At 34.3% G+C, this 17,499-nt stretch carries 22 protein-coding genes and 1 tRNA gene; 15 read left to right on the forward strand and 8 right to left on the reverse strand.

The window, feature by feature from the left end:
- The first annotated feature begins 27 nt into the window (after positions 1-27).
- From AC4BC5_RS01920 to AC4BC5_RS01965, 10 genes are all read left to right on the forward strand, one after another.
- A complete protein-coding gene (locus AC4BC5_RS01920; protein WP_490496497.1) occupies positions 28-366 on the forward strand; it encodes a hypothetical protein in 339 nt (112 codons plus the stop codon).
- A 432-nt stretch (positions 367-798) separates the two neighbouring features.
- Positions 799-2,004 (forward strand): MobT family relaxase, encoded by a 1,206-nt coding sequence (mobT, locus tag AC4BC5_RS01925; protein ID WP_490496498.1) that lies wholly within the window; start codon positions 799-801, stop codon positions 2,002-2,004.
- 13 nt (positions 2,005-2,017) lie between these two features.
- On the forward strand, positions 2,018-2,239 hold the full coding sequence (locus AC4BC5_RS01930; RefSeq protein ID WP_086300205.1) for a hypothetical protein: 222 nt from the start codon (positions 2,018-2,020) through the stop codon (positions 2,237-2,239).
- A gap of 55 nt (positions 2,240-2,294) precedes the next feature.
- Complete coding sequence (locus tag AC4BC5_RS01935; protein WP_490496499.1) at positions 2,295-2,690, forward strand: SRPBCC domain-containing protein; 396 nt, start codon at positions 2,295-2,297, stop codon at positions 2,688-2,690.
- A gap of 83 nt (positions 2,691-2,773) precedes the next feature.
- Positions 2,774-3,037 carry a hypothetical protein gene (locus AC4BC5_RS01940; protein WP_490496500.1) on the forward strand — a complete coding sequence of 88 codons (264 nt, stop codon included), beginning with the start codon at positions 2,774-2,776 and terminating at the stop codon, positions 3,035-3,037.
- A 12-nt stretch (positions 3,038-3,049) separates the two neighbouring features.
- A complete protein-coding gene (locus AC4BC5_RS01945) occupies positions 3,050-3,550 on the forward strand; it encodes an antirestriction protein ArdA (protein WP_490496501.1) in 501 nt (166 codons plus the stop codon).
- Positions 3,551-3,678: 128 nt separating this feature from the next.
- Positions 3,679-4,365 carry a S1 family peptidase gene (locus tag AC4BC5_RS01950; protein ID WP_490496502.1) on the forward strand — a complete coding sequence of 229 codons (687 nt, stop codon included), beginning with the start codon at positions 3,679-3,681 and terminating at the stop codon, positions 4,363-4,365.
- 79 nt (positions 4,366-4,444) lie between these two features.
- Entirely contained in the window at positions 4,445-5,677 is a 1,233-nt protein-coding gene (istA, locus tag AC4BC5_RS01955; RefSeq protein ID WP_490495749.1) for an IS21 family transposase, read from the forward strand.
- Positions 5,674-6,414: an IS21-like element helper ATPase IstB gene (gene istB, locus AC4BC5_RS01960; protein WP_490495750.1), complete on the forward strand. Its 741-nt coding sequence runs from the start codon at positions 5,674-5,676 to the stop codon at positions 6,412-6,414. Before istA ends, istB begins: the two co-directional genes overlap by 4 nt.
- A gap of 235 nt (positions 6,415-6,649) precedes the next feature.
- Positions 6,650-7,309 (forward strand): hypothetical protein, encoded by a 660-nt coding sequence (locus tag AC4BC5_RS01965; protein ID WP_490496503.1) that lies wholly within the window; start codon positions 6,650-6,652, stop codon positions 7,307-7,309.
- Positions 7,310-7,404: 95 nt separating this feature from the next.
- Here the strand turns inward: AC4BC5_RS01965 and AC4BC5_RS01970 are convergent, their stop codons facing one another.
- Complete coding sequence (locus AC4BC5_RS01970; RefSeq protein ID WP_490496504.1) at positions 7,405-7,587, reverse strand: hypothetical protein; 183 nt, start codon at positions 7,585-7,587, stop codon at positions 7,405-7,407.
- 49 nt (positions 7,588-7,636) lie between these two features.
- On the opposite strand from AC4BC5_RS01970, the gene AC4BC5_RS01975 reads away from it, so the two are divergent.
- Positions 7,637-8,029, forward strand: a complete 393-nt coding sequence (locus AC4BC5_RS01975; protein ID WP_490496505.1) for a conjugal transfer protein — start codon at positions 7,637-7,639, stop codon at positions 8,027-8,029.
- Positions 8,013-10,460 (forward strand): conjugal transfer ATPase TcpF, encoded by a 2,448-nt coding sequence (gene tcpF / locus AC4BC5_RS01980; RefSeq protein WP_490496506.1) that lies wholly within the window; start codon positions 8,013-8,015, stop codon positions 10,458-10,460. Before AC4BC5_RS01975 ends, tcpF begins: the two co-directional genes overlap by 17 nt.
- A 91-nt stretch (positions 10,461-10,551) precedes the next feature.
- On the opposite strand, the gene AC4BC5_RS01985 is transcribed toward tcpF, so the two are convergent.
- A protein-coding gene (locus AC4BC5_RS01985; protein WP_490494800.1) for an IS3 family transposase occupies positions 10,552-11,696 on the reverse strand; the annotation gives its coding sequence in 2 pieces (ribosomal slippage) (positions 10,552-11,423 and positions 11,423-11,696; 1,146 coding nt in all).
- A 150-nt stretch (positions 11,697-11,846) separates the two neighbouring features.
- Here AC4BC5_RS01985 and AC4BC5_RS01990 point away from each other — a divergent pair.
- From AC4BC5_RS01990 to AC4BC5_RS02000, 3 genes are read left to right on the forward strand one after another with little or no spacing between them, the layout of a single operon-like run.
- Positions 11,847-12,047, forward strand: coding sequence for a helix-turn-helix domain-containing protein (locus tag AC4BC5_RS01990; protein WP_490496507.1), 201 nt, complete (start codon positions 11,847-11,849; stop codon positions 12,045-12,047).
- Between the two features lie 20 nt (positions 12,048-12,067).
- A complete protein-coding gene (locus tag AC4BC5_RS01995; protein ID WP_490496509.1) occupies positions 12,068-12,568 on the forward strand; it encodes a tyrosine-type recombinase/integrase in 501 nt (166 codons plus the stop codon).
- A 55-nt stretch (positions 12,569-12,623) separates the two neighbouring features.
- Positions 12,624-13,526, forward strand: a complete 903-nt coding sequence (locus AC4BC5_RS02000; protein WP_490496510.1) for a tyrosine-type recombinase/integrase — start codon at positions 12,624-12,626, stop codon at positions 13,524-13,526.
- Between the two features lie 206 nt (positions 13,527-13,732).
- On the opposite strand, the gene AC4BC5_RS02005 is transcribed toward AC4BC5_RS02000, so the two are convergent.
- From AC4BC5_RS02005 to AC4BC5_RS02030, 6 genes are all read right to left on the reverse strand, one after another.
- Positions 13,733-13,804, reverse strand: a tRNA-Arg gene (locus tag AC4BC5_RS02005).
- A gap of 143 nt (positions 13,805-13,947) precedes the next feature.
- Entirely contained in the window at positions 13,948-15,099 is a 1,152-nt protein-coding gene (locus AC4BC5_RS02010; protein ID WP_490496511.1) for a GNAT family N-acetyltransferase, read from the reverse strand.
- Between the two features lie 51 nt (positions 15,100-15,150).
- A complete protein-coding gene (locus AC4BC5_RS02015) occupies positions 15,151-15,564 on the reverse strand; it encodes a DUF3284 domain-containing protein (protein ID WP_490496512.1) in 414 nt (137 codons plus the stop codon).
- Positions 15,564-15,749 (reverse strand): DUF3188 domain-containing protein, encoded by a 186-nt coding sequence (locus AC4BC5_RS02020; RefSeq protein ID WP_490496513.1) that lies wholly within the window; start codon positions 15,747-15,749, stop codon positions 15,564-15,566. Before AC4BC5_RS02020 ends, AC4BC5_RS02015 begins: the two co-directional genes overlap by 1 nt.
- A 15-nt stretch (positions 15,750-15,764) precedes the next feature.
- On the reverse strand, positions 15,765-15,986 hold the full coding sequence (locus AC4BC5_RS02025; protein WP_490496514.1) for a hypothetical protein: 222 nt from the start codon (positions 15,984-15,986) through the stop codon (positions 15,765-15,767).
- 73 nt (positions 15,987-16,059) lie between these two features.
- The gene (locus AC4BC5_RS02030; protein ID WP_490496515.1) at positions 16,060-17,490 is read right to left on the reverse strand and encodes a PTS sugar transporter subunit IIC; all 1,431 of its coding nucleotides are present in this window, start codon (positions 17,488-17,490) and stop codon (positions 16,060-16,062) included.
- Between the last annotated feature and the right edge of the window lie 9 nt (positions 17,491-17,499).

The following is a 17,499-nucleotide window of genomic DNA, read 5'->3' on the forward strand; positions in this document are numbered from 1 at the left end:
AACTATAACAAGATTGGAGGGGATGGCATGTCTCACTTTGTCCGTACTGTTTTTACCAGTTTGTATCCGGTTTATTTGATTCGTCAGTATATCTTTAGCGGCGTTGTCACTGCGTTTTTCTATTTGACAAGTCCTGGCACTGCCCCAACTTCTTTTTATATTTTCCTAGGATTAAATTTTATCCTCTATCCATTTGCCATGTTTGTTTACGATTCGGCTGTCTCTCTTTTGATGGGCAATAATGTGTGGATCACGAGTGGTTTCTTTGCGTTGATTTGGGGAGTAATCAAAATTTTGTTGATTTACTTCTTTAGTGTGTTGATTGCGCCTATTGGTATTCTTATTTTATATTTTATGAATCGATAACCGCAAGAACATAAAAAGATAGGAAATAGTTTTTAATACTATCCCGTAGAAAGGGTGTGAATTATCGAAGGCGCTTGTGACTGATAATTTATACCCTTTCGAGGGGAAACATGAGCGAAGAGTATTCGTAGTCGAATGTATAAAAGAAAGATAATCGATTGTTTTACTCTCTACTAATAGAGAGAATAAAAGTAATCACTTAACACAGGCGGAAAAAGTCATGACGGCAACGCATAAGTCATGGCTTTTTCTAGCCTGGTGGGTGTGGCTTGCCACGCCCACCTTGATTACCCCCCCATTCTAACAGGGGGGTAGAAATACAAATAGAATAAGCAACAAAGGATTAGAAACTTTGATGTAACAGTCTTTGTCTCACTTTGCAAGGTGTCAACTTTTTATGAATAGTTGACATCTTTTTTGTTTATTCAATAAATGACAGGAGGATTGATTGTGACAAACCTCAAACAACGAATAGTAGAACTAAAAGAACGGCGGAAAACCTATGGTGTTTCGCAAAACAAATTAGCCACTGCTGTGGGAATCTCTCGACAATATCTAAGTGAAATTGAAACAGAAAAAATGATTCCTTCCAGTGATTTACTTTCAGAATTAGATGATATGCTTGAACGTTTCAATCCAGAATTACCACTAGAAATGTTATTCGATTATGTGCGGATTCGATTTCCAACCACTAATCCAGAAGGAGTGATTGAGAATATCTTAAAACTAAAAATGAAGTACATGTTGCATGAGGAATATGCTTTTTACTCCTATGAAGAACAATATATCTTTGGTGATATTGCCGTCATGGTGTCTCATGATATTGAAAAAGGTGTGCTCGTAGAAATGAAAGGCAGAGGCTGTCGGCAATTTGAACACTTCTTACTGGCACAACGAAGAACGTGGTATGACTTTTTCTTAGATGTCTTTTCTGTAGATGGTGTCTATAAACGCTTAGATTTAGCTATCAATGATAAAGTTGGTTTACTAAACATTCCAGAACTTACTCGTAAATGCCAGAACGAAGAATGTATTTCGGTCTTTCGTAACTTTAAGAATTATCGTTCAGGCGAATTGGTTCGCCAACATGAAAAAGCTGATATGGGCGATACGCTTTATATTGGTTCTTTAAAGTCAGAAGTCTATTTTTGTATTTATCAAAAAGACTATGAACAGTATGTCAAACTTGGCATTCCCCTAGAAGAAAATCCAGTGAAGAACCGTTTTGAGATCCGTTTGAAAAATGAGCGTGCGTTACATGCGGTGATTGATTTATTAAACAATGGCAATGTTGGTGACACAACCTTCTCCATTATCAATCGTTACATTCGCTTTGTCGACAAAGACCCAAACAAACGTCGCAGCCAATGGAAAATCAATGCCGATTGGGCGTTTTTCCTCGGCGAAAATCAACGGAAACTGCGATTAACTTCGGAACCTGAACCCTATTCTTTTGACCGTACTTTGAACTGGTTAGCTCGACAAGTCATTCCAACATTAAAGCTAGCTATGAAAATCGACAAACTCAATCAAACGAGTGTCATTCAAAACATGATTGATTATGCGGAATTATCAGATCGTCAGAAAAAGATTTTACAACAACAAACCCTTCCTGTAGAGGAAGGTATTATCAAATAAAGGAGAATGTGCTATGAACTTTGGACAAAATTTGTACAACTGGTTCTTGTCGAATGCGGAATCATTGGTGTTATTAGCAATTGTCGTGATTGGTGTGTATTTAGGCTTTAAACGAGAGTTTTCTAAACTGATTGGATTCTTGATTGTTGCTTTGATTGCGGTAGGTTTAGTCTTTAACGCAATGGGTGTAAAAGATGTATTATTGAATCTCTTCAATCGTATTATTGGTGCTTGATAAATCTAGATTCGTGGTAAACTATAGCTATTAAGTTATAAAGGAGAGATACGTCATGAGCAATGAAAATATAAATAGTTCCGTCCTGATTAAGAAATCCATCGAAAATGTTTGGTCTGCCCTAACCAATGAACAATCACTTACAACATGGTACGCTCCTGGTTCTCCTTGGAAAATTCCAAATTTAAAAAAAGGCGAAAAGATGGTATTTATACTAAAGCCAAATCCTCATAATCGATTAACTGAGGAGCTTCCTATGGAGTTATTAATTGAAGAAGTCATTCCATATAAAGAATTTTCTTTTTCTTCGGCATCTCAAAATGATGTCATTTCTTTTATTTTAGAAAAACAAAATGATGGTACGAAAATATCTACAAATACTCCTGGTTATGATGAATCTTTAGCTAATTTAAAAGCTCTTTTAGAACACAATAAACTTCCCTTTACTTGATTTCTTATTTTAAATACATTTTTAAGCAGTTGACTTCTAAAAGTTGACTGCTTTTTTACTTACTAAAGAAAGAAGGCTATTCAATGATAAAAGTCACTACTATTGCCAATCGAGATTCTTTCGATGAAGAACTATTACAGACAGGTATTCCTTTACGAATCGGTGATGAAATTTGTCAGTTAGCGATCGAAAAGGCAACAGATATCTATGAAGAAACTCTTCACTCCGTTGTCATTCATTTCAATAGCAATCCAGAATACTCATCTTATACTGTTTTTGATTTAGTCGTAAATGAAGACATTCCAAATGAAATCCAGTTGGTATTTACAGATTTTTATTATATGTAAGGAGGAATTGAAATGGATATGCAAGTCTATATTTCAAACTTAGGCAGATATAATAAAGGTGAATTAGTTGGTGCTTGGTTTCATCCTCCTATTGATATGGAAGAAGTCAAAGAAAAAATTGGATTGAATGAACAATATGAAGAATACGCTATTCATGATTCTGAATTACCTTTTGAAATTGACGAATATACCCCTATCACTGAAATAAATCGTTTGTGTGCTTTGATTGAAGAAATTGAGGATACGCCACTATTCAAAGAGTTACGAGAAATTCAAAATACGTGGTTTTCGAGTTTAGAAGATTTAATTGAACACAAAGATGACATTATCTGTTATTCAGATTGTGATTCGATGGAAGATGTAGCTGCTTACTATGTCGAAGAAACAGGACAACTTGGCGAAGTCCCTTCCAACCTTCAAAACTATATTGACTATCAAGCACTTGGGAGAGATATGGAACTGGAAGGAAGTTTTTTGGTAACTAGTAGCGGTGTATTTGAATACTTAAATTAGATAATAAATTTAAAATATCGTCTATAAATAATTAAATACAAGTTTTATTTTTGATTAAATAGTAAGAAATATAATTTATTTTCTAGTATAATTAAGTATCAAATAAACTTTAAGGAGATTTTTATAATATGCATTCTGATGTAGCTGAACAATTAACTAAAACAACAGTGAAATTAACTACTGATACAGGTATTGGCACTGGATTCTTTTACAAAATGCGTAATGATGGTACAACTTTTAAACCAGTCATTGTTACCAATAGACATGTGTTCGAAAAATCTAATAATGTCGAATTAACAATGACTGTTAAAAAGGAAGAAGTTGATGAATTTTTCCCAGTGAATATAACTAACCTTATTGGAAATGTTATATATCACCCCGATCCCAATATTGACTTAGCAATTTTACCATGTACAGGAATTTTCCAAATGCTTTTAGATGCAGGATATGCTATTGGAAACTACTTTTTAGAAGAACTCCATATACCAAATGAGGAGCAATTACAAACCCTATCTGCAGTGGAAGAAATTCTAGTAATTGGATATCCCAATGGATTCATGGACGAAGTAAATAATAGACCTATTGTTAGGAAAGGAATCACTGCATCAGATTATAAGTTAGATTATAACGGTGAACCAATATTCTTAACAGATTCATCTATTTATGCAGGATCAAGTGGCTCGCCAGTTATAATTTATAATAGGACTGGCTATGCAGATAATTTGGGTGCATTTAATATGTCCCCACGAGTTTTATTTTTAGGAATTAATAGCGCTGTGTTAATTCAAAATGTCAACGGCAGGTTTAAAATGTAGGAAAAGGGCAATTTAAAATTGTCGGTTTTCCTACATTTTTTGTATGCTTTTCTTATCCCAAAATAGCTGGAGGTTTGAGATGAGAAAAGACATACGTGAAGGAGTGATGATCTACGTGATCAATGAAATGAAACCTAATTATGCGGCACTCGCAAAACAATATGAGTGCGATTATCGTACAGTGAAGACCGCCTATGAAGAAGCGAAAGAAAAAGGGAAAAAAACGGTCGAACGAAAGAAACGATCAAGTAAACTAGATCCCTACAAAGAACTAATTCAAGAAAAACTGAAAGATCAATGTAGTGCATATAGTATCTTTAAATTTATTGAACGGAAAGGTTTTGATGGCAGTTACAGTTTGGTAAAAACCTACTGTCGAATATTCAAACAAGAAAAAGTACAGAAAGCGACCATTCGTGTGGAACATACCCCGGGTCTCTCGGCTCAGGTAGACTGGAAGGAAAATATGCGAATGGTGAGTAATCAAGGGGAGGTTTTTGAATTCAATCTCTTTTTGTATGTCCTTCCTTACTCGAAGAAAAAATTCATTACCCTCACCTTTGATCGTAAACAAGACACGCTTTTTGAATGTCTGGATGACGCGTTCTATCACACAGGAGGTGTCCCAAAGGAAATTTGGTTTGACAACATGCGCACAGTGATTGACCACTCTCGTAGTCAATTTTCCAAAGCACAGTTCAACGAACGATTCTATGCTTTTAGTAAAGACGCTGGATTTAACCCCCTTGCTTGTCGACCTTTTCGTCCTCAAACAAAAGGCTGTGTAGAAGCATTAGCTCGAACGATGGAACGCTTACGCGTCTATAATCATGAGTTCTACGATGCCGTTGAACTGATCCACTTAATCGATGACTTCTGTGCCGAACTAAATAGCGAAATTTCTCAGGCAACAGACGAAACACCGGATGAACGTTGGTTAGAAAATGAAAAAGAGCACCTGCGAGAATTGCCAGAAAATCTTTTGAATTCCTATTTTGAAGACTCTATTACCCGTAAAGTCACCAAGGAAGCCATGATTATTTTCCGCAAACGCAGATACTCTGTAGATCCTCGATATATCGGGAAGAAAGTTGAGATCGAGCTCTCCGATAAAGAAGATCAGGTACACATCTATTATAACGGAGAAATGATTCGTGTGCATCCGCTAACCGAACAATCACTGAACTACCATGAGGAAGATTACTTTCAAATCTTGAAATCAGATGTCATGAGTCATAAAGAGGACGATGATATTCGAGCGTATACGAGAGAAAGTTTAAAACAATATGATCAGCTGGAGGTTCCCGAATGAAAACAAGTCATTATCAAGAGTTAATGCATCATCTCGAACAATTAGGTTTACACCGAATGCGTGAATATGTTCCTAATTATATTGAGGTAGCCAATCGAGAAGAGCTTTCTTTAACGGAAGCTCTTCTCGAATTAACCCGGCAAGAAGCCATCCACCAACAGAAACAAAAGATGAACCGTGTCGTCACTCGTGCACGTTTTCCTAAGCGAACGAGTCTAGAAGAATTTGATTTTTCTTTTCAGCCAAGCATCAATAAACGAGAAATTCTCGATTTAAAACACATGGGCTTTGTGGAGAAACATGAAAATCTTGTGTTTATTGGTAGTCCAGGTGTAGGGAAAACACATTTGACGATTGCTTTGGGAATAGAAGCCTGTCACCAAGGATATCGAACCTTATTTATTACGTGTCATGAGCTGCTTCTACGCTTACATGCCGCCTATGAGAAAGGAACGTTACAACGTGTGCTCAATCGTTATGCGCGTTATGAGGTCTTAATTATTGACGAGATTGGTTATTTGCCTATTCAGAAACAGGAAGCAGATCTTCTTTTCCAACTTCTTGCCATGCGTTATGAACAGCATTCAACGATAGTGACAACCAATATTGCTTTGTCTCGATGGGGAGAGTTATTCCAAAGTCCAGAGATTGCGGCAGCTATTCTTGACCGCTTAGTTCATCATGTAAAAGTGTTCAAAATAACAGGCAAGTCCTATCGAATGAAAGATAATTTTTAACGGGTAGTCGCCAACTATTTTACTGCCCAAAACCTACATTTTTATTTTGCCGAAAACCTACAATTTTAAATTGCCCTTGACATTCAAAATTTAGAAGGTCAAATGATTGAAAACAATATTCCATTAAATACAGGTATAAATAGTAGATTACCAATAGGTTTGGGTATTACTATCAAATCTAATCAGTTAACTGCTTTCGAGTCTTTATTACCAGATTAATATTTTGGAGGAACCTATGCATATCAAAGATGTGATTGATTTACTTATAAAAATATTAGGTACCTCATTACCGGGTTATTTTTCTTATCTCGCTCTATACAGATTAAATATAATAAATATTAAAAAAAATCGTTCCGATGAGAACAAAGTAATTTTAAATTTATTATCATTTTTAAACTGTTTTGTAGGGCTCTTAATACTTGAAAAATCACCCCAAGATAGTTTTTTTAGTAATGTTATAGTAATATCTCTCGTGCTATTTGTATTTTCTACTTTTATTTTACCTTTTATTCTTCCTTTCGTTGTTTCTATTTATTTTATGTGGTTAAACCTAGCGAGAGAAAAAGCAGGCTTTGGTAAAATAGATAACCTTTCAATCTATAAAGGTGTGTTTGATCATCCGCAAGGAACTAGATTATCTATTTTTGATTTTGAGGGTAATCATATAATATCAGGTTCTGCAGATTCTATTGTTGAAGATAATCAATTTGATTATTTTGACATGAAGTTCAACAATAAAATTGAAATATACGAAAATTTTTCACCTAATGAAGCAGTTAAAATGTATCAAACCGCAGAAGAAAAAAATATTGGGAAATATCAAGTTTATGTAGACTTTGAAAAAAAACTGATTTTCCATGTATTTAAAGAAGAAGTTAAACAAAAACTCCCATAAAAAGAAAAAATCTTATGAAATCAATGATGTATATTGACTTCATAAGATTTTTAAATTTACATTATAAAAAAGTAAATTTAGTTTTTTATCAATTCTTATTTTTCTTTTGGAATTTGTTTAAAAAGAATATCAAAATCAGAATTAGTTTCATCATATTTAATTGTTTTTCTTTGTAAATCTTTTTCATCGTTGCGTACTTGTTTTGTTTTATCAAATTGTTTATCTTTTTTATTTACACTAGCATTTCCCTTTTGAATATATTTATCTGTCCATGACATATAATCACCTCTTTTTTTATCTATTATACCTATAAAGGAGATTAAAAACATGAAAAAGCTAAAAAGCTATACCAGTATTTGGTCTGTTGAAAAAGTCATCTATGCTATTAATGACTTTAAACTCCCCTTTCCTATTACCTTTAGTCAAATGGCTTGGCTTGTTTGTAGCTTATTTACAGTGATGTTATTAGGAGATGTTCCCCCTCTTTCGTTGATTGAAGGAGCTTTATTAAAGTATGTCGGAATTCCTGTTGGCTTGACTTGGTTCATGAGTCAAAAGACGTTTGATGGAAAGAAACCTTATCGTTTTATTCAAACAATGATTACTTATTTCTTTCATTCCAAAGTGACCTACGCTGGAAAAACAGTCACATTTAAAAAAGTAAAAATGAATGAACCTGTTACAATTGTAAGGAGTGAATACATTGAATTATCCGATTAAATATATTGAGAATAACCTCGTGTTCAACCATGATGGTGAATGTTTTGCCTATTATGAATTGTTGCCCTATAACTATTCCTTTTTGACACCTGAACAGAAACTACAAGTGCATACGAATTTTCGTCAACTAATTGCGCAAAACCGCGAAGGGAAAATCCATGCCTTGCAAATTAGTACCGAACGATCCATTCGTTCCATTCAAGAAAAAAGTAAAGAAATGGTCACTGGTCGGTTGAAAGATATTGCTTTTCAACGGATCGATGAACAAACCGAAGCGTTAGTAAACATGATTTGTGACAATCAAGTGGACTATCGCTTTTTTATTGGCTTTAAATTACTGGTCAATGAACAAGAAGTGACCTTAAAAAATTTACGAACGACTGCCAAGAACACGCTCACTACCTTTTTTCGAGAAGTGAATCAAAAATTGATGGGTGATTTTGTCGCGATGCCACAAGATGAAGTCCATCGTTACACAAAAATGGCTGACCTCTTACAAGCAAAGATCGAACGTCGTTTCCATATCAGGCCCTTAGATAAAAATGATTTTGGCTATTTAATTGAACATCTGTATGGCAAAGAAACAAGTTCTTTTGAGGAATATGAATTCCCTCTCCCTCTCAAAAAATTGAAACATCAAACACTTGTGAAACGATATGACTTATTGAAACCGACTCGTTCCTTGATTGAAGAAAATCAACGCTATTTAAAAATCCAAAATGAAGAAACGACGTCATATGTTGCGTATTTTACGATTGATTCGATTGTTGGCGAATTGGATTTCCCTTCTAATGAGATTTTTTATTACCAGCAACAACAATTCGACTTCCCGATTGACACTAACATGAACATTGAAATTGTTGCCAATAAAAAAGCCTTGTCTACTGTTCGGAATAAGAAAAAAGAACTCAAAGATTTGGATGACCACGCATGGAATAGTGACAACGAAACAGGAAACAATGTCTTGGAAGCCTTAGAAGATGTCAATGAGTTAGAAGCCGAACTGGACCAGACAAAAGAAGCCATGTACAAATTGAGCTATGTGATTCGAGTAGCGGCTTCTTCTTATGAAGAATTAAAACGTCGCTGCAATGAGATTAAAGATTTTTATGATGATTGGAGCATTAAATTAATCCGTCCCTTTGGTGATATGTTGGGGTTACACTATGAATTTCTTCCTTCTAGCAAACGATACATCAATGATTATGTGCAGTATGTGACTTCTGATTTTCTGGCAGGTTTAGGTTTTGGTGCCTCTCAAATGTTAGGAGAAACAGATGGGATTTATATTGGCTACAATTTAGAGACAGGTAAGGATGTGTATCTCAAACCGAGTCTAGCAAGTCAAGGCGTCAAAGGGTCGGTCACCAATGCGCTTACTTCGGCTTTTCTTGGTTCTTTAGGTGGTGGAAAATCGTTCTCTAATAACTTGCTGGTTTATTACTCGGTTTTATTTGGCGCACAAGCGTTGATTGTCGATCCAAAAGCGGAACGTGGTTATTGGAAAGAAACATTGCCAGAAATTGCCGATGAAATTAATATTGTGAATCTAACGAGTGAAGAGAAAAATCAAGGCTTACTTGACCCCTATGTTCTCATGAAGCGTAAGAAAGACGCGGAAAGCTTAGCGATTGATATTTTGACTTTCTTAACAGGTATATCTAGTCGAGATGGCGAACGTTTCCCACTTTTACGAAAAGCGATTCGGTCAGTGACACAAAAAGAAGTGCGTGGCTTGTGGTTAGTTATTGATGAATTACGAGAAGATAACAACCCATTATCTCATTCGATTGCGGATCACATTGAAAGCTTTACGGATTATGATTTTGCCCATTTACTATTCAGTGATGGGTCAACGGAAAACTCGATTAGTTTAGAGAAACAATTGAACATTATTCAAGTAGCGGATTTGGTCCTACCTGATGCCCAATCAAATTTTTCAGATTATACCACCCTTGAATTATTGAGTGTGGCTATGTTAATTGTCATTTCGACTTTTGCTTTGGATTTCATCCATTCTGATCGAACCAAATTTAAAATTGTTGATTTAGATGAAGCTTGGTCTTTCCTACAAGTGGCACAAGGAAAAACTTTGTCGAATCGTTTGGTTCGTGCAGGTCGCTCGATGAATGCGGGTGTTTATTTTGTCACGCAGAATGCGGATGATTTAATCGATGAAAAATTGAAAAACAATATTGGCTTAAAGTTTGCTTTTCGTTCGACAGATAGTCAAGAAATCAAAAAGACCTTAGCCTTTTTTGGTGTTGATCCTGACGATGAGGACAATCAAAAGCGGTTAAGAGAACTAGAAAATGGTCAATGCTTAATCCAAGATTTGTATGGACGTGTTGGCACGATTCAAATTCATCCAGTCTTTGAAGATTTGTTTCATGCCTTTGATACCCGTCCCCCAGTTCATCAAGAAAAGTGAGGTGTATCCGATTGAAACCAAAATTAAAAAAGATGTTGTTAGTCATTTGGGACTGACCCTATAAATTAAGACACAAACAAAAAAGCATATACTAGGCTATAGATTTACGATATTCTATCGGAGATTTATAGCCTAATTTTTGTTGAATTCGAATTTTATTATAGTAATTAATGTAATCTATAACTGTCTGTATTACAATAGATGTAGGTTCATTATTGAGCCTATCTAAATAGAACGTTTCAGACTTTAGAGAGGCATGAAACGATTCGATGCAAGCATTATCTGAGGGTGTCCCTTTTCGGGACATGCTCATGGTAATGCTTTTTCTTTGTACTTCTTCTTGATAACGATATGAGGTGTACACCGATCCCTGATCACTATGCAGTAAACAATCGGTTACTTCTGGAAGTTGTTCTAAAGTTTTAAGAACAAAATTAATATCTTGTTTTTCACCAATATTGTAAGCAATGATTTCACCATTATACAAATCCATGATAGAAGACAAATAAAGTTGCTTTCTTCCAAAAGGTAGATACGTAATATCTGTAACTAGCTTTTGGAATCGTTCATTAGAATTAAATTGACGATTTAGTTTGTTTTCAACAACCTTAAAAGGTTGTCCCATTTTTTTACGTTTTTTAACTTTCACTTTACAATTCCAGTTATATTTTTGCATGATACGTTGAACAGTATTTTTACTCACTTTTCTTTTTCTATTTAATAGGGCAGTAATTTTTCTATAACCATATCTATACTTATTTTCTAAACATAATTGTTGTATATCTAATTCTAAATCTGTTAATTGTCTAATTTTTTTATTTTTAAGCCAGCCATAGTAAGTAGAACGAGGTATTTTGAATAAACCACATAACTCAGTAACGGTCATTTTTCCTTTCATACTAGAAACTAAATCTATAAATATTTTGGGTTCCACATCCTTTCCAATTCGTTGTACTTTTTTAGGATATCTAACTGCTGAGTTAAAAATCTATTCTCAACTTTTAATCGTTCTATTTCAGATACATATTCAGGTCCTTTGTTAAAACTATATTGTTTGCCAACTGGTTGAAGAAACCTATGTGTTTCTCCCTTTCTATACCAACGCCACCATGTTTCAACTTGTGTTTTATTTTTAATATTTAATTCTGTCATAATTTCTTTAGTTGTCATTCCGGATAATTTTAATTCAATCACCTTATTTTTTACTTCAATTGGATATGCCACTCTTGTTCCCATCAAAAAACACCTCCTGTTAAATTCATTTTAATTGAATTCAACAGAAAGTGCTTTTTTATTGTGTCTTATTATTTTGGGTCAGTTCAATAATATAGTTGTTAGTAATAGTGTTTTACTTCTTCATTCTGAAAGAAGGGAGTTTGTATTTGTATGATCGCTGATGAGGAAAATGCTATTGGTATGACAAATTCAGACAAAAAAACTTACACAGTAGATGAAATTGCCACTATTTTAAATATCAGTAAAAAAGCTACTTATACTTTAATCAAAAGAAATGTATTTCATTCAATTAAAGTAGGTAGATTGATAAGAGTATCTAAATCATCTTTCGATAAATGGTTAAATCCATAATCATTTAAGGAGAGATTATTATGGCATCAATTGTAACCAGAAAATCAAATTTTGCTGTTGTTTATTGGTATGTTAATGACAATAACGAAAGAAAACAAAAATGGGATACATTAAAAAGTAAAAAAGAAGCTCAAGCACGTAAAGCGTTCATTGAATATTATCAAAAAACACATGGTTATGTTCTCGTTCCTAACGAGCAAGAAATAATTATTGATAAAGAAGAATTATTAAAGCAAACTCTTGAAGAAAAAGAAGATGATATCACTTTTGGAGAATTTTTGGATGTGTTTGTCAATCTGTATGGCACATCTAAATGGTCTGTTTCAACTTTTAGTTCTAAAACTGCTGAAATCAATAACTATATTATTCCATATATAGGTGATTGCAAATTAACTGACCTTACAACAAAAAAATTAACTCAGTATTATCATAGCTTATTAAGTGTTCCAGAAGTTCCTAAAGCAAATAGAAAACCTAGTGGTAGATGCCTTCAACCTACTACTATAAAAAAAAATCCATGACGTTATCAGGTGTTCTTTAAATCAAGCCATTCGTTGGGAATATTTGGATTCTAAAATGAGAAATCCAGCCTCTCTTGCTACTTTACCTAAAATAAATAAGGGGAAAAGAAAAGTTTGGTCTATCGAAACTTTCATAAAAGCACTGAAATTAGTAGAAGATGATTTATTACTACTATCTATGCACATTGGGTTTTCTTGTTCTTTAAGAATTGGTGAAATTACTGGATTGACTTGGGATGATTTAGTGATTGATGATGAAGCAATTCAAAACAATACTGCTCGACTTTCAGTAACTAAAGAATTGGCGAGAATAAATCTTTCTGCTATGCAAAAATTAAAAGAGAAAGATATTATTTTTATCTTCCCTGCTCACAAGCCTCATTGTACAACACGCTTAGTTCTAAAAAAACCTAAAACTGAATCTAGTATTCGAACAGTTTGGATTCCTCAAACTTTAGCTAAACTATTGGCTGAATTTAAGAACTCTCAACAAGAGTTAAAAGAATTCTTAGGTAGTGCATACAAGGATTATAATCTAGTATTTGCTTTAGACAATGGAAATCCCGTAGAAAGTCAGCTTATTCGAGATCGACTTCGAATATTGTGTGAAGTAAACAATATAGAAAAAATTGATTTTCATAGCTTACGACATTTAAGCACAAAATATAAGTTAAAAATGACAAACGGTGATATAAAGTCAGTTCAAGGAGATACTGGTCATACAGAAGCTGAAATGGTCACTGATGTCTATTCAGAGATTGTAGATGAAGATCGTCGATTAAATGCTCAGAAATTAGACAAAGAATTTTATCAAAAACTACGCACAGATTCTCTAGAAGAAAAAACGTTAGCTAATGAGATAAATGCCACCTCTGAAACAGACGAACAATTACTACAATTACTTAAATCTTTAACCCCAGAAATGAAGAAACTACTTCTAAAACAAGCTGCTAGCTAAGGTCCTTGTTCTATATAATCACTATTTGCTAACAAAAAGTGTTAGCAAATTCGACAAAGTTTTCTATTTTCAATTGCTTTTTCAAAAAGTGTTAGCAAGAAATTCATCTACTTTTATTACGAACTGTAATCTTAATCCTAAAAAATTTTTAGATTTACGATCCAAATAAAAAAGCTGAAACCATTGATATAAAAAGGTTTCAGCAACGTCTCCTGTAGGAATCGAACCTACAATTCAACCTTAGGAGGGTCGCGTAATATCCGTTTTACTAAGGAGACAATATTTATTTAGGTTTTTGTTGCAACAAGAACTTAGGAGGACCTTGTTATATCCATTTAACTAAGAGGACGACTTGCAAAAAGTCTGTTACCATTTTATCGCTAACCTAAAAAAAACGCAAGGTTAGCGATAAAATTATTTATTAGAAATAATCCTCTAAAACAGGAACATCTGTGGGTAAAATGGCTTCTATTATGGGAATTAGTTCTTTATCGACTGTTACGCAATTGAAAAATACTAATTCTTGTAATTTTTGATACCCTAAAAAGAGCTGTGTAAAATGTTGTACAGAAATTGTTAACGTAGGTAGTTTGGTTTTCACTACTTTATTAATAGTTTCTTGTGGATGAATTTCAAAAATTCCTTCATTCCATGAAGCATAGTTATCCTCTAAAATCTCAATCGCAAATGCCTCTTGTAAGTTATCAAATGGATAAACTGTTAAAAATACTTCTATATCAACAATTCGTACCATCATTTCTGGTCGAATCGTTGCCTTTGCAAGAGGTTTTTCTTGTAAGAAAAACGCACTATTTTTATTATAACCCTGTTCATAGCGAATTTCACTAACCGAGTCTTTATGTGTAGCAATGTAGCGATTCAATGCATGATACGCATTTCCACTTAAAACTTCCCATTCTGCGCAATAAAATTTTCCATTTAGAATTTGGTAAATTAAGTAACCTTCTGCTTCATCACTCTCATTGTAATACACAGCAAAATAGTATGGACGTTGAATAGAAAACTTATATTCATACCACCATGCTTCACGTTGCAAACCGCCGTGCTTATTTCGATTGGATGCTTCATATACTTCTTTAATAGCAATTTTGGATTGTTCCCATGTTTGTCGACGAATTTTCCCTGGCACACGTCTACTATCTGGCCACTCACGACTAGGTACATCATAAGCAATTCGTTCGAAAATTAATTCGTACCCGTAACGTCGATAAAAAGGGTATGAAAATGGTGCAAGATAAGAGAATAGCGTCTTATTTTTTTTACAATCATTTAAAATAGCCATCATTAACTGATCGATACGTCCTTCGCCACGATAACTTGGGTCTGAAGAAACAAATCCTACACCGGCCATATCAAACGCTTGATTAAAAAACTGAACTTTTAACGGTGTCACAATAACTTGGCTGGCTAATTGCTCACCGTCATAAGAACCATAGTGCTTGGAATGTTCCACGATATAATTTAAACGATTTTTGTAGGTATCACTTTGATTAAACTGAAACGCATAATGAGCAAGTTGATAGATTGCTTCTGCTTTTGCGGCTTCTTGCATAGCTTCTCCTCCTAATTAATAATTAAAAAAGAGTCTGTGTAGACAGACCCTTTAACATGACTCTTCTATCATGGTGAGCATACGTTTAAATTGACGTTTTTTGAAAAAACCTAAGAGAATTCCAAAAAGCATGTCATTCATTTTTTGCATTGTACCAAATGATTCCATTTTTTCTTGATAACGGACTTCACAAGTATGCTCATCAAGTGGCGTAATATCATACTTCACATAAAAATCATTTCTAGTTGTTGATGTGCGAAAATGGTATGCTTTGTTTGGTACAATTTTTTCAATTTTAATCTTAGCACGATTTAATTTAGAAAATTCTTTAATATATTCAAATTGATCCAATTGTTTCACACTAAGTTTTCTTCCTGTAGCACTATCAATATCATATAAGACTGAATCGATAATTTTATTGAAGAAAACCGGTGCTGGAATAGTTAGTTTTTTGACAACTTCCATTATTTCTTCACCTCATCTTCTTGTTTGTTCTTTTTTGATCCTTTGAAGAAAAAATAACCTCCAACTGCAACGAGAAAAATACCTGTAGCAAGACTTCTAAAATCATATTGCAGCGATGTTGGGTTTAAAGAATACAGAATAATCAAAAAGCCAATACTACATATAAACAAACCATTTTTTACCATTTTAATCACTCATTTCTAATTGTTTGCAAGCACTTGTAAATAAAGAACACTACCCCAAGACTCCTGTTTAATCAATGCCTTGGCTTTTACAGCAGCCTCTGTGGCATCACCTGTCACATCAAATATTAATTGAATTCCTTTTTTCTCTTTGAAAGTGTACGTGAAGTCGTCACCTGTATAATTAGTTAATAGCTCTTTAATTTTATCTTGTTGCATTGCACTTGAAATTGTAATCATTTGTCTCGCTCCTTATTAAATAGAAATAACTCTCCCTCCTTATCATAGGAGGGAAAGATGAAAAAATCAATTATTACTCCATAGGTTCCATTTTATTTGCTGAAATCACAAAAGGAATCCAGATTAAGAAGGCTGCTGCCATACAGACAATAGTAACAATTGGTGCTCTCCAGTCAGCTCCAGTTGCTAAGAATGATAGCAATACTGGCGGAACTACCCACGGAACTTGTTGTGACACTGGATTAACTAAACCAAAAATTGTTGCGAAGTAGCCAATGGCAGTTGTCACTACCGGCGCTAAAATGAATGGAATAAACATGATTGCATTTAACACAACTGGCAAACCAAACATAACGGGTTCGTTGATATTGAATAAACCAGGTCCAATTGATAATTTTGCCACAGTTAGATAATCTGCACGTTTTGAGAAGAAGAAAATCGCAAATAGTAAGACGATTGTTCCCCCTGATCCACCAAACATTGTGTAAGCATCAAATGAACCACGTACCCAGCTATAAGCTTTGCCGTCTGCAATCGCTTCGATAACTGCTTCTGCACCAGTTTTTCCGTTATAACCTTGTTGGAAAATATTCACGTTAATTAATTGTGCTTGACCCCAGATTCCTTCTAGAACAGGTGCCATTACGTTTGTCCCATGAATTCCAAAGAACCAGAAAATTTGAACAAAAATTTGAACTAATACAACTGCACCAAATCCTTGTGATAGTCCCAAGAATGGTTCGGCAATGTATTTTTGGATTAAATCAATTAATAATTGACCACCTGATAATTGACCAACGACAAAATTAATAATTGCGACAATATATAAAGCAATAGATGCTGGTAAAATTGCTGAGAAAGCTTTGGACACTGCTGGTGGCACTGAATCAGGTAGCTTAATTGTGATATTTGCTAACATTAACTTACAGTAAATAATTGTTGCTAATGCACCAATAATCATAACTGTAAAGTAAGCATTCCCATTTAAATGGTCAAGTTTTAACCAACCCCATAACCCAACATTTAATGTACTACCATCAATCGTCGCGCCAATATTAGCATTGTTAATTGCATTTGCAACATCTGCTGGTACATTTACGCCTAGATCTGCTGCACTTGATGGTCCAAATGAAATCCCTTGGATGAAGGCGGCTAAAGAAACGATCCCACCGGCTAAATCATTTACACCATATGCACGAGCTAAGTTAAAGCCCCATGAAAAAGCAAAAATCAATCCTGCGATTGCTAAGGTACCATTCCAAACAAAACCATTTACACCAATAATTTCTTTTACTACCGGAATTGTATTTCCATCATAGCTTGGCCAAAACGCTGGTGGTAAATCACGAATAATTGCGTTAATCATTACAGCCACAGAACCAGCCATTGTTGCTGGTAAAGTACCGATAAAAGCATCACGTAACGCAACTAAATGTTTTTGTCCCCCAATTTTAGCTGCGACTGGTAGGATGGTTCTTTCCATCCATGCTGTCAATCCGTTCATCTTGTTTCC

The sequence above is a fragment of the Enterococcus sp. AMC2644 genome (assembly GCF_058216475.1).

What these genes read in the sequence shown, in the direction of transcription:
- AC4BC5_RS01920 (WP_490496497.1), top strand. Translation starts at nt 28, where the DNA reads ATGTCTCACTTTGTCCGTACTGTTTTTACCAGTTTGTATCCGGTTTAT.
- mobT (WP_490496498.1), top strand. Translation starts at nt 799, where the DNA reads ATGACAGGAGGATTGATTGTGACAAACCTCAAACAACGAATAGTAGAA.
- AC4BC5_RS01930 (WP_086300205.1), top strand. Translation starts at nt 2,018, where the DNA reads ATGAACTTTGGACAAAATTTGTACAACTGGTTCTTGTCGAATGCGGAA.
- AC4BC5_RS01935 (WP_490496499.1), top strand. Translation starts at nt 2,295, where the DNA reads ATGAGCAATGAAAATATAAATAGTTCCGTCCTGATTAAGAAATCCATC.
- AC4BC5_RS01940 (WP_490496500.1), top strand. Translation starts at nt 2,774, where the DNA reads ATGATAAAAGTCACTACTATTGCCAATCGAGATTCTTTCGATGAAGAA.
- AC4BC5_RS01945 (WP_490496501.1), top strand. Translation starts at nt 3,050, where the DNA reads ATGGATATGCAAGTCTATATTTCAAACTTAGGCAGATATAATAAAGGT.
- AC4BC5_RS01950 (WP_490496502.1), top strand. Translation starts at nt 3,679, where the DNA reads ATGCATTCTGATGTAGCTGAACAATTAACTAAAACAACAGTGAAATTA.
- istA (WP_490495749.1), top strand. Translation starts at nt 4,445, where the DNA reads ATGAGAAAAGACATACGTGAAGGAGTGATGATCTACGTGATCAATGAA.
- istB (WP_490495750.1), top strand. Translation starts at nt 5,674, where the DNA reads ATGAAAACAAGTCATTATCAAGAGTTAATGCATCATCTCGAACAATTA.
- AC4BC5_RS01965 (WP_490496503.1), top strand. Translation starts at nt 6,650, where the DNA reads ATGCATATCAAAGATGTGATTGATTTACTTATAAAAATATTAGGTACC.
- AC4BC5_RS01970 (WP_490496504.1), bottom strand. Translation starts at nt 7,587, where the DNA reads ATGTCATGGACAGATAAATATATTCAAAAGGGAAATGCTAGTGTAAAT.
- AC4BC5_RS01975 (WP_490496505.1), top strand. Translation starts at nt 7,637, where the DNA reads ATGAAAAAGCTAAAAAGCTATACCAGTATTTGGTCTGTTGAAAAAGTC.
- AC4BC5_RS01990 (WP_490496507.1), top strand. Translation starts at nt 11,847, where the DNA reads ATGATCGCTGATGAGGAAAATGCTATTGGTATGACAAATTCAGACAAA.
- AC4BC5_RS01995 (WP_490496509.1), top strand. Translation starts at nt 12,068, where the DNA reads ATGGCATCAATTGTAACCAGAAAATCAAATTTTGCTGTTGTTTATTGG.
- AC4BC5_RS02000 (WP_490496510.1), top strand. Translation starts at nt 12,624, where the DNA reads ATGAGAAATCCAGCCTCTCTTGCTACTTTACCTAAAATAAATAAGGGG.
- AC4BC5_RS02010 (WP_490496511.1), bottom strand. Translation starts at nt 15,099, where the DNA reads ATGCAAGAAGCCGCAAAAGCAGAAGCAATCTATCAACTTGCTCATTAT.
- AC4BC5_RS02015 (WP_490496512.1), bottom strand. Translation starts at nt 15,564, where the DNA reads ATGGAAGTTGTCAAAAAACTAACTATTCCAGCACCGGTTTTCTTCAAT.
- AC4BC5_RS02020 (WP_490496513.1), bottom strand. Translation starts at nt 15,749, where the DNA reads ATGGTAAAAAATGGTTTGTTTATATGTAGTATTGGCTTTTTGATTATT.
- AC4BC5_RS02025 (WP_490496514.1), bottom strand. Translation starts at nt 15,986, where the DNA reads ATGATTACAATTTCAAGTGCAATGCAACAAGATAAAATTAAAGAGCTA.
- AC4BC5_RS02030 (WP_490496515.1), bottom strand. Translation starts at nt 17,490, where the DNA reads ATGAACGGATTGACAGCATGGATGGAAAGAACCATCCTACCAGTCGCA.